Source organism: Paenibacillus sp. AR247 (assembly GCF_002968895.1).
In the GTDB taxonomy this organism is placed as follows: Bacteria; Bacillota; Bacilli; order Paenibacillales; family Paenibacillaceae; genus Paenibacillus_AQ; species Paenibacillus_AQ favisporus.
This window is the reverse complement of the sequence record NZ_PCZT01000009.1, coordinates 1,966,741-1,977,348: the sequence shown is the minus strand read 5'-3', so window position 1 is coordinate 1,977,348 and position 10,608 is coordinate 1,966,741. Positions and strand designations below refer to the sequence as shown.

Annotated in this window: 10 protein-coding genes and 2 pseudogenes; 8 read left to right on the top strand and 4 right to left on the bottom strand. The window is 55.7% G+C overall.

Annotation, left to right across the window (positions count from 1 at the left end; all coding sequences use genetic code 11):
* Positions 1 to 315: GNAT family N-acetyltransferase (locus CPT76_RS17760; RefSeq protein ID WP_105443778.1), on the top strand; the 315-nt coding region annotated here is incomplete at its 5' end.
* Between the two features lie 90 nt (positions 316 to 405).
* Here the strand turns inward: CPT76_RS17760 and CPT76_RS17755 are convergent.
* The 3 genes and pseudogenes from CPT76_RS17755 to CPT76_RS17745 form a co-directional block, all read right to left on the bottom strand.
* Positions 406 to 1,812 carry a sensor histidine kinase gene (locus CPT76_RS17755; RefSeq protein WP_105443777.1) on the bottom strand — a complete coding sequence of 469 codons (1,407 nt, stop codon included), beginning with the start codon at positions 1,810 to 1,812 and terminating at the stop codon, positions 406 to 408.
* Positions 1,802 to 2,473 (bottom strand): response regulator transcription factor, encoded by a 672-nt coding sequence (locus CPT76_RS17750; protein ID WP_105443776.1) that lies wholly within the window; start codon positions 2,471 to 2,473, stop codon positions 1,802 to 1,804. Before CPT76_RS17750 ends, CPT76_RS17755 begins: the two co-directional genes overlap by 11 nt.
* A gap of 391 nt (positions 2,474 to 2,864) precedes the next feature.
* A pseudogene (locus CPT76_RS17745) lies at positions 2,865 to 3,952 on the bottom strand (low temperature requirement protein A).
* A gap of 467 nt (positions 3,953 to 4,419) precedes the next feature.
* On the opposite strand from CPT76_RS17745, the gene CPT76_RS17740 reads away from it, so the two are divergent.
* From CPT76_RS17740 to CPT76_RS17705, 7 genes and pseudogenes are all read left to right on the top strand, one after another.
* A complete protein-coding gene (locus CPT76_RS17740) occupies positions 4,420 to 5,361 on the top strand; it encodes an alpha/beta hydrolase (protein WP_105443775.1) in 942 nt (313 codons plus the stop codon).
* Positions 5,362 to 5,382: 21 nt separating this feature from the next.
* Positions 5,383 to 5,697: an NADPH-dependent FMN reductase gene (locus CPT76_RS17735; protein WP_105443774.1), complete on the top strand. Its 315-nt coding sequence runs from the start codon at positions 5,383 to 5,385 to the stop codon at positions 5,695 to 5,697.
* Between the two features lie 57 nt (positions 5,698 to 5,754).
* On the top strand, positions 5,755 to 6,561 hold the full coding sequence (locus CPT76_RS17730; protein ID WP_258168563.1) for a type I glyceraldehyde-3-phosphate dehydrogenase: 807 nt from the start codon (positions 5,755 to 5,757) through the stop codon (positions 6,559 to 6,561).
* 199 nt (positions 6,562 to 6,760) lie between these two features.
* Positions 6,761 to 7,702: a ring-cleaving dioxygenase gene (locus CPT76_RS17725; protein ID WP_105443773.1), complete on the top strand. Its 942-nt coding sequence runs from the start codon at positions 6,761 to 6,763 to the stop codon at positions 7,700 to 7,702.
* Positions 7,703 to 7,940: 238 nt separating this feature from the next.
* Positions 7,941 to 8,264 carry a hypothetical protein gene (locus CPT76_RS17720; RefSeq protein WP_105443772.1) on the top strand — a complete coding sequence of 108 codons (324 nt, stop codon included), beginning with the start codon at positions 7,941 to 7,943 and terminating at the stop codon, positions 8,262 to 8,264.
* A 29-nt stretch (positions 8,265 to 8,293) separates the two neighbouring features.
* Positions 8,294 to 9,222: pseudogene (locus CPT76_RS42160) on the top strand (FAD:protein FMN transferase).
* Positions 9,223 to 9,245: 23 nt separating this feature from the next.
* Positions 9,246 to 9,878: a ferric reductase-like transmembrane domain-containing protein gene (locus CPT76_RS17705; RefSeq protein WP_105443769.1), complete on the top strand. Its 633-nt coding sequence runs from the start codon at positions 9,246 to 9,248 to the stop codon at positions 9,876 to 9,878.
* An 83-nt stretch (positions 9,879 to 9,961) separates the two neighbouring features.
* On the opposite strand, the gene CPT76_RS17700 is transcribed toward CPT76_RS17705, so the two are convergent.
* The coding region (locus CPT76_RS17700; RefSeq protein WP_105443768.1) for a DUF4261 domain-containing protein at positions 9,962 to 10,608 on the bottom strand (647 nt) is incomplete at its 5' end.

Here is a 10,608-nt window from a genome sequence, read left to right as displayed (position 1 = left end):
TTCTGGAGCGCATGGGAACAGAGAGAGTTGCTAGGCTGCGGGGCGCTGAAGGAGCTCGATCCCAGCCACGGCGAGATCAAATCGATGCGGACCTCATCCGCCCACTTGCGTAAAGGCGTGGCTCGATCCATCCTGGCGCACATCATTGAGGAGGCCCGGCGGCGAGGATATCGGCGGCTGAGCCTGGAGACGGGCTCAATGGCGTCGTTCGAGCCGGCCCGACGGCTGTACGCGGCCTTTGGATTTGAGGAGTGCGGCCCATTTGCGGATTATACGCTCGATCCTTACAGTACTTTTATGACCCGAGAGCTGTAACCTAATTATGAAGAGCTTGACGTGAAAAAAGGACATGCTTCCTGTCATCGACAGGGTGGGCATGTCCTTTTACTTCATGTGCCGGAAAACTTAGCAAGGAATGACAGCGGTGAAGGTACTGCCTTGGCCGGGCGTGCTCTGCACGCTCAAAGTGCCGCCGTGGGCTTCGGCAATCCATCTGCCGATGGACAGCCCAAGGCCGTGGCCGCCCAGCTCCCGGGCGCGGGATTTGTCCACGCGGTAAAAGCGTTCGAAAATGTGCGGCTGCTCCTCCGGTGGTATACCGATTCCGTTATCGCTGACGGTCATGTGCAGCATTCTTCGTTTGTCCTCCCGGATCTCGAGGGCAAGGGAGACGGTGCCGCCCTCCGGCGTATACTTGATGGCATTGTCCAGCAGGATGACCATCAGCTGCTGCAGGCGCTGGGCATCGCCATGAACCGTCATGCCTTCTTCCGCATGTAGCTTCAGTGTAATTTGCTTGGCCTGCGCCAAAGGAAGCAGGGATGCTATCGTCCGCGAGGCTTCGGCCGCCAGATCAAAGTCGGTTATGCTCAGCTGAACCTCATCCGAGTCGGAGCGTGCCAGCGTCAGAAGGTGGCTGGAGAGGTCGGTCATCCGCTTGGCTTCTTCCCGCATGTTGTCCAGCACCCTCCGGCTGAACGGATCGTCCTTCAGGCTGTTTTCCATTTCAAGCACCTCAATGGAGGACAGGATGACGCTGAGCGGCGTGCGCAGCTCATGCGAGGCGTCCGCGACGAACTCGCGCTGCCTCGTATACGAGCGGGCGATCGGAACCATCGCCTTGACCGACATGTTCCGGCTGAGAAACACGGCCAGGACGCAGAACAGCAGCGCGAGCCCGATCAGCACGAGCAGGAGCCAGCCGAACAGCCGGTACTGGCTGCCTACCTCCTTGGCCACGTACAGCGTGCCTATAAAGACCCCGTTATCGTAAACGGCCTTGCCGGCCAGAAGCATGCGGACATTTGCGGGAGCCACCTTGCGGGGATCGATCCCGTGTCTTGGCGGCCCTGCATCCCGGCCGGTTTCCTTGATCGTAACGGTCTTGTACTCCGTCTGATCGCCTTCGGGCGTCCACTCCGCCACCGCGCTGCCGACCGCTGCGCTCAGTCCCATCCGCTGCTGTGCTTCGTACAGAATATTCCCATGAGGGTCCTTGAAGCAGCCCACCGTCTGGTTCGCTAACGATGGATAGCTGCTGCCGAGATTACCTTCAATATTATAGGAGCCGGTATGCTCCATCGATTCATGAAACGCATAGGACATATCCTGAATCCAGTCGTTCAGCTGGCTTTTCTGGTCGTTGATCAGCAGAAAATACAGCAGCCCGTACACCGTTCCGATGAACAGGGCGAGAAAAGCGATAAGCACCGCGGTGTACTGCAGCGTCAACCGGTTCTGGGTTCTTTTGAACAGGTCACTCCCCTGCCGGGGCCAAGCGAAGGGAACTTTCCATTTCCATTTAGGCTTCAATTTTATAGCCGACCCCCCGGATGCTCTGAATCAGCTCTTGATCCAGTCCGCTGAGCTTTTTGCGGAGCAGCTTGATCATGGCGTCGATCGCTTTGGGGCCGACATCGGCGTCGAGTCCCCAAATCCGGTCCAAAATGACTTCCCGGGTCAAGGTGATGCCCTTGTTCTGAATCAGTAGGTCCAGCAGCTGAAACTCCCGCGGCGTCAGCTGGACGAGCTCTCCCGCGATGCTTGCCGTCTGGTTGGTCCGGTTCAGGATAAGGCCGGGAACCTGAACTTCCTCACCTTGAATGGGCGCAAAATTCCGCCGCGACAGGGCGCGGAGCCGGGCGAGCAGCTCCTCGATTTCAAACGGCTTGACCAAATAGTCGTCGGCGCCAGCGTCCAGTCCATTGATCCGGTCCTGCAGCCCGTCCTTGGCGGTCAGCATCAGGATGGCGCCCATGTATCCTTCCTTCCGCAGCTGCCGGCAAGCCCAGACGCCGTCGCCCTCCGGCATCATCCAGTCGAGAATCAGAACGTCGTAATTGGTGGCCTCGGCATACTCGCAGGCTTCCCTGCCGGTAGTGACCCACTCCGCAGTATGGCCGCCTTTTTTCTTCAGCATGTGCACGACCAGCTCTCCCAGCCGCATATCGTCTTCTGCCAGCAATATTTTCATCCATATCCGATCCTTTCCCGCATCTATATAGATTGAACTAAAGTTTTGCATCAAGCTTCCTGTTAAAAAAGTCTAATACGGCCTGATACATTTCTTTCTTTAGTTCATTCGATCTAGCTCCTGAAATAGTGCCGGAGTTAAAGTTTAATAAGAGCATACTTCCGGCGGACAAACCGAGTCAAGAATCGGGGGCCGGCCGGTGCTTCAACCTGCCCTTTCAACTTGGGTGCAAGCAATGGTTTGGGGGCTAAGCACGATTTTGAGGACTCTGCATATCACAAAAGCCCCAAAACCCAAGGCTTTGGAGCTCTTGAAGGTTTGGGGCTGATGACGAAGGCGGCATACCCCCCGTTATACAACGGAGAGATGCGCTTTTTGATAATACGACGGGTTATGTAGTTAACTTCGCGTAGACGATGAAGAAAACCATGATCTCTCCGACGATGGCGTAATTGGGGACGGGGAAGATCAGGTCAATCACGAAGCAGCAAGCAAGAATCCCCAGCATGATAGCCAGATGATAGGGCTTCAGCCGCAAATGTTTGTGTCTGTACCGGTGAAACACCACAGAGGTCGATAAGAAATACAGGAGCACGGACCCAAACACGAATGCCAGCAAGAAGGAGTAATCCATCTGGTCTTTGTATAACAGCTGAATGGCTGCCGCGATCATGCTCATCGACAAATACACAAATAAGTGACCGTAAATAATCATTTGGCCGGCCGTGTGGATTTCCCGGCTACCTTTTTGTCGATGTTATCAAAGTACTGCCACCACATGGCAATGACCAGAAGGCTGGTAAAAGCGACGAACAAGACGGATGGCAGATCCCAGTGATTAAATTGCAGCACGGCAAGGATACTGACGACCGATTCGCCTAGAAGAATCAAGGTAAACAGGGCGAAGCGTTCGAACAAGTGGTGCGTATTGATCGGCGTTCTGACCAAGTGCCGGCGCCCCATTAAGGGAAGCAGTATATCTACGGCGATCCCCGCGTACAAGACGGCATACCGGAGCCAGGAGTCGAAGAACAGCGAGCAGGCCGAGATCAGAATGCCGATCAAAAAGTGGGTGCCCAAATAGGAGGCGGTCACTTGCTGATGCGCCGCTTTGGCCCGATGGACGAAAAGATACTGCAGGGCCGTCAGCACTCTTGAGCCTATGTATCCTACAAAGAAGGGAACATAAAATTGATCAAAATCCGGGGATAAACTCGCCGTCATGACGAGAACGAACAACAGCTGAAGGATCATGAAGACCCTGTGAATTAAAATATCCTGGCCGAACCGGTTCACAAAGAGCGTTTGTCCTACCCAACCCCACCAGATCGGGATAAAAATCAACACGAATTTGCTCAGGTACTCCAATGGAATGGTCCCGTGTTCCGCATGCAGCAGGACATGCGTTGCTTTGGACACGGCTGCGACTAAGAGAAGATCGTAAAACAGCTCCAGCCAGGTCACCTTTTTTTCAATCATAGCTTTATAGATCCTCTCCTTGATGTGATAAATGCCGTCAAATGAGTCAAAAGCGAATCCGCCGCTCATCCGAAGAATCAATTTATTATATCAATTTTCAAATCCTGGTCTACTACATTTTCGGAAATAGGACTGCAGGCTGTAACCGAAGTCCCGGATTGTTAAGCAGGGGTAAATACAACGGTCTTTTTTACTGATTTTTTGTACATTAAGGAGAAAAATATAGTTAATATAATTTTATATACACGAATAACATTATGTGCTATTCTAACGTTGCCAAAGGGATGTTATGCGTCAAGCATCGTTAGTCGATTGTCAATACGCTTCTTGGCTGCAGGGAGCACCGGATCAACATTGGACGGTCCTTAGCCTGATGGACGGGCATCATGGGATGCCGTGGTCCTTACCGGGTGATTTCATGCTTTTTGAAACTACGCATTGTAGTATAAATTATGGGAGGAATACATATGACAAAGAAGGTTGTTTTGGAACCCGCTGCTTTGAAATTTGCACAAGATACCGCCAATCCGCCGTATTTGTTTGATCTTGGACCGGAAAAAGGACGCGAAGCCGTAGACGAGGTTCAATCGGGCGACGTCCCGAAGCTGCCGGTTGAAATTCAGGATATCACCGTTGAGGGAGGGCCGAGCGGACAGGTTTCGGTCACACTGCTTCGTCCCGAAAACGTTACAAATAAGCTGCCGGTCATTCTTTATATCCATGGCGCCGGCTGGGTGTTCGGTAATGCGCACACCCATGATCGCCTGATCCGGGAGCTTGCAGTCGGTGCCGAGGCCTGCGTCGTATTCCCGAATTACAGCCTGTCTCCGGAAGCAAAGTATCCAACGGCGATCGAAGAAATCTATGCGGTTCTGACCTGGATTGCAGAACATGGGGAGGCGTACGGCCTGGATACGGACCGCCTTACCGTGGCTGGGGACAGCGTCGGGGGAAACATGACCGCTGCGATCACGCTGATGGCGAAAGAGCGCAAGGGTCCCGCCATTCATAAACAGTTGCTGTTCTACCCGGTGACGGATTCAGGCAACGACACGGAGTCCTATCATCAGTTTGCGGAAGGTTATTTCCTGCGCCGGGACGCCATGGCCTGGTTCTGGGAGCAGTATATTACGAAGCCGAGCGATAAAGAGGAGATCTATGCTTCCCCGCTGCGGGCAACGCGCGAGCAGCTCGAAGGCTTGCCTCCTGCACTGGTCATTACCGCTGAAGCGGATGTTCTTCGCGATGAAGGCGAAGCTTACGCCAGCAAACTGCGCGAAGCCGGCGTCCGGGTGACCGCTGCCCGTTTCCAGGGGGCCATTCATGACTTCGTCATGCTGAATGCCCTTGCGGACACGGCGGCGGCTAGAGGCGCGATCGCGCTGGCGAACGCTTGGCTCAAAGAATAGCGGGGGCGGTGAAAATAGCAAATGGCGACAACCATAGGCATTATGGTGGGGAGTTTAAGGGAGCATTCGTATAACCGGATGATTGCGGATACGATCCCGGAGCTTGTAGATTCCGCACAATATGAATTCATCTCGATTGCGGATCTGCCCTTGTACAACGCGGATTTGGACCGGGAGGAAAGCCCGGAGTCTGTCAAGCGCTTCCGCGAAGCGGTTCAACAGGCGGACGGTATCATTATCGTGAGCCCGGAATATAACTCGGGCATCCCGGGTGTGCTGAAAAATGCGCAGGACTGGGCCTCAACCCCGACCAAAACGGCGGTCCTCGATTCATAAACCGACCGGGGTCATCGGTGCGACGCCGGGCGTTAAAGGGACGACGAGGGCGCGATCGTGATCGGCGGCCGGGATATCCGGTATTTGAATTCGGCCAGGGAAGTGCCTCATTGGGGTGAGCTCGGCGTCGACCTGGTCGTCGACTGCACCGGGCGGGCCGTGACGCGGCCTGTGGCCGAACAGCACCTGGAGCGGGGAGCCAAACGGGTGCTGGTCAGCGGACCAAGCAAAACGCTTGATGACTGCGACGCCGTTCTGCTTAAAGGAATCAATCTCGACAGCTTCGATCCGGAAAAGCATAAAATCATCAGTATGGCGAGCTGCACGACGAATGCGCTGGCTCCGGTCGTCAAATTGGTCCGGGAAAACTACGGGATCAAATACGGCTTATTTTCCACGGTACACTCGTATACGAACACGCAATCGTTAACCGATCAGCCGATGAAGGACCGCCGGGATTCCTGGGCTGCGGCTGAAAACATCATTCCGTCATCTTCCGGCGCCGCCAAAGCGCTCAAGTTCATCTGGAATGATCTGCAGATTACCGGCAAAGCGTACCGCATTCCGACGCGTACAGGCAGCATTGCCGAGCTGAACCTGATCACGGAGAAGCCCTGCACCGTTCAGGAGATTAATGATATGTTCCGGCAGGCCGCAAGCGAAGGCGATCTGAAGGGTGTGCTCGACGTTTTGGAAGGGGAATGGGCATCGTCACGCATCGTTGCCGATCCGCATTCCTCAATTATCGACCTGCCGTTAACCCAGGTGCAGGGGGAAATGCTGTCCGTCGCCACCTGGTACGATAACGAATGGGGTTATGCCTCCAGATTGGCGGAAGTTGCTGCTTATTTGGCAGGGAAATAGGATGAAATAGGATTGCAGTTACAGAGGACAGGGGCTGCCGGTGAGTAACCGGCGGCCCTAATTTGCTTGAGAAAGGGTCGGATCGGATTCGCTCCGAAAAAATGGATTGACAATGAGAAGAACATCGTTTATCTTTAATTTAAGATAAATAAATTCGAAATAAAAACCCGGATCCAAAAATCCTAAAGGAGCGATACAGATGTTCACACGCACGGCAGGTATTCATCACATTACGGCATTTTCAAGAAATCCCCAGGAAACGATTGATTTCTACAGCGGTATCCTCGGACTCAGCTTGGTGAAGAAGACGGTTAACTTCGATGATCCTAAGGTGTATCACCTGTATTTCGGCGACCCGGCGGGGTCTCCGGGAACGATCCTGACCTTTTTCCCCTATCCTCGGGCCCGGCAAGGGCAGATTGGGGGCGGTCAGGTGGGCATCGTGACCTTTGTCATTCCGCCCGGGTCCATCGATTTTTGGCAGGAACGGCTGTCTTGGTTCGGACGGGATGCAGCAAGCAGCAAGCGGTTTGGCGAGAGCTATCTGCAGTTCTCGGATCCGGACGGACTACGCCTGGAACTGGTGGAGCGGGAAGACGGAGCCGGGGGCACAAGCCCGCTTGAAAGCATTTCGGATGACCAGGCCATCAAGGGATTAGGCGGTGCGGTTCTGTTCAGCGAGGCTTATGCCGACACGATCGACGTGCTGGAGAACCTTCTCGGACTGGCCAAAATCGGGGAAGACGACGGATACGCCCGTTTTCAAGCGACGGCCGAGCTCGGCAACCTGATCGATGTCCGTATGGAGAACATGGATGCGGGACATGGCACTGCCGGAACCGTACATCACATTGCCTGGCGGGCAAGCGATAACGCGGAGCATGAAGCGTGGAGGGAACGCGTGTCGGTCAATGGCTTTGACGTTACTCCGATTAAGGATCGCCAATATTTTAAAGCCATCTATTTCAGGGAACACGGCGGAATCCTGTTTGAGATTGCGACGGATCCTCCCGGATTCGCCCGGGACGAAGCCCCGGATGCGCTGGGACGCAAGCTGATGCTGCCGGAATGGTTTGAACCGCAGCGCGGTGACATTGAGGCCCGGTTAGAGCCGGTTACGACCGAGAAAGTATGGAATTGACCGCGAAACAGGCGGTGTGCGATATCGTGAGACAATCAGCATTTGGCTATAGGGCGGTGTAGTATCGCCGGCCATCGATGATCCCTGCAAGGACAGGGGTCATCTTTTTTTTAGCCAATCTTTTGCCTGAACGCTAGACTTTATTGTGAGACATTGGCTTTTCACCATCTTTTCACCATCGCCCCGTACAATGACAGCATAACGGGAATGAACATACTTGAAACAAGGTGGACTGTATATGGCAAATTCCAAATGGATCAAATGGACGGCAGGCATGGCGGGTGTGGTCATGTTTACAGGTTTCGTAGGATATATCTCCAAATTTAATCCAGCCGATGCTGCTACAGGGAACGTGGCGAGCGCTTCCCCGATCTTTGGAGCGGGACAAGACGACTCAAACGGCGACGTCGAGAACCAATGGCGGGACGAAGCTTCCGGCGGGAACGCAGGGTTCTCCGGGCAGGAACGCGGATTTATGGGCGGCCGCTCCCGGTCGGGCATGGATTTCGGCTCCGGGCAAAGCGGCAGCGGGGAAGGCTCCATGCGCACCCACGCTTCCTAGCGGCAGGCGCTGGACGGAGGTGATCGAAGATGCATGCATTCAGAGCGATGAACACAGAATTCGTCACGCATGGACTGCCTGAGGCGGAGCAGAGGGAAGCGGAGTCCTGGTTTGCTTTTGTGGAAAAGCATTTGACCCGTTTCGATCCGGGCAGCGAGCTGTCCCGGCTGAACCGTTCGGCAGGCAGGCCGTTTATGGCGACGCCGATCCTGTTCGAAGCCGTCAGCGTGGCTGTGGATTATTACCATAGGGCCGACGGGTTGTTTAACCCTTTTCTCGGACAGCTCCTGTCTGATCTGGGTTACGGCCGAAGTTTCGGAGAGACAGCCGCGGAAGAGGAGGTTTCTTCACAGGCACCGGACCGAACGGAGGCTAATCCAAGGCCGCTGGGCGCTTTTGGCCCGGAGATCGGGGCCAAGCTGGACCCGCTGCTTCGCAGCATCGAGCTGCCACCGGCATGGTCGGTGGATCTCGGCGGCATCGCCAAGGGCTGGAGCGCCGAGAAGTTCGCGGGCATGATGCGCAGAAAGGGCATTGCGCACGGGGCGGTCAGCGCCGGCGGGGACATGATGCTGTGGGCGGGGAGGACCGCCCGCAGCAGGTTAACATAGCGGATCCATTCGCTTTGGACCGCGACATTGACTCGCTCGTCATCCGTAGGAACGCGGGCGTTGCCACAAGCAGCCGGCTAAAGCGGAAATGGCTGGACGGGGAAGGACAAGAGCGGCATCACATCCTCGATCCCCGCACGATGATGCCGAGCCTGACGGATGTGGTGCAGGCGACAGTCATCCATCCGTCGCTGACGGCGGCCGAGGTCTATGCCAAATGCCTGCTGATCCTTGGCCTGCAGGCCGGGATTGCATGGCTTGAACGCAAACATCCCGCCGCGGCGGCTGTACTCGTCTGCGAAGACGGCTCCGTCTGTACGGCGGGATTCATCGAATCATATCGATAGGAGAATGGAAAGGAGGCGGGATGATGGCGGTTTTTCATCATTTCGGCAGCAGCATCAGTCAAATTTTATCGGTGTGGGTCACGACGAGGGCGGCGGGGCTGACCTCTTATATGCTCCTGTTCGCTTCTGTTGCGGCAGGACTGCTGCAGGGAGGGGCGTGGGCCAAAGGGCCGGTGAAAGCGAAGCTGAACATGGTGCATCAATGGTGCGGCTGGTTCGGTCTGTTATTCGGCATGGTTCACGGACTCGTTCTCCTGTTCGACCGGTATGTCGGGTATTCCTTGGCGGATCTTTTGATCCCCTTTAAGGCGAGCGGCGACAGGTTGTGGATGGGGCTGGGGATTTTGTCGCTGTACTTGATGATGCTGCTGATCATCAGCTCGGATCTGATGAAGAAGCTCGGCAAAAAGGCATGGCGTTTAATTCACTTTCTGGCGATGCCCACCTATTTGATGGCGCTGGTCCACGGGATCATGCTGGGAACGGACAGCCGGCAGGCTCCCGTGCTCGTGCTCTATGCGGTGACCGGTGTGACGGTGCTCATCCTGCTGGTGAACCGGATCGCCGCTTCTCGCAGAAAGGGCGGAGGGAGAATGATCGTGGTGCAGGAAGGCGGGAAAACCCGCATTAAACAGATCCCTTCTTCACGCTTATAGGACAGGCGGAGTGCTTCTGCGCTCCGCCTGTTAAGCATGATTCGGATGTTTTCAAGAGTTCATATTCGCGGGGTTCGGGCCATTTAGCGGCTGTTCGCCTGCCGTCCGGCGTAGTAGGGGGCGCCTGGATCGATGTCGAGCACGACGCGCTGCGGCTCGGCCAGCGCATATTGATGCTCGCAGCGCCAGCGCATCTCTTCGGTGAAGCCGATCGTTTCGCCGTCTTCGATCACGTCTCCCTGCCGGAATAAATAGTACGCCACATCCATCAGCTGTCCGGCCAGCTCGGAAGGGTCGAGGTCAAAGTAGTGGCATTGGACGTCGGGAATCCCGAGCGCCGCCAGCCCAAGCGAATCCATCAGCCCTTCATTGCGCCCGCTCCCGGTCCCTTCCACGTTATAGAAGCGGATGTTCATCGCGCCGTACAGCAGCTCACCTTGTTCCACCGCCGCCAGGTACGCCTGCGGCTCGACAAGCTTGTCGCTGGCCCGGAAATAGACGGCGTCGCATGGAGCCGCCTCCAGCACGGCCCGCAGTACGCCGGTCATCAGCTGCAATCTGTCTTGGGGCATAAGGCCGGAAGCCATCAGGTCGGTGAGCAGCAGCGTATAACCGCATCCGCTGACGACTTCTCCGGCTTCTCTCCAGTGCCAGGACTGCTGAACGGCGGTGGCGTAGTCGCCTATCGGGCGGTTTTGGACCGGCATCAGGCTGGTTTGCGCCGGCATCT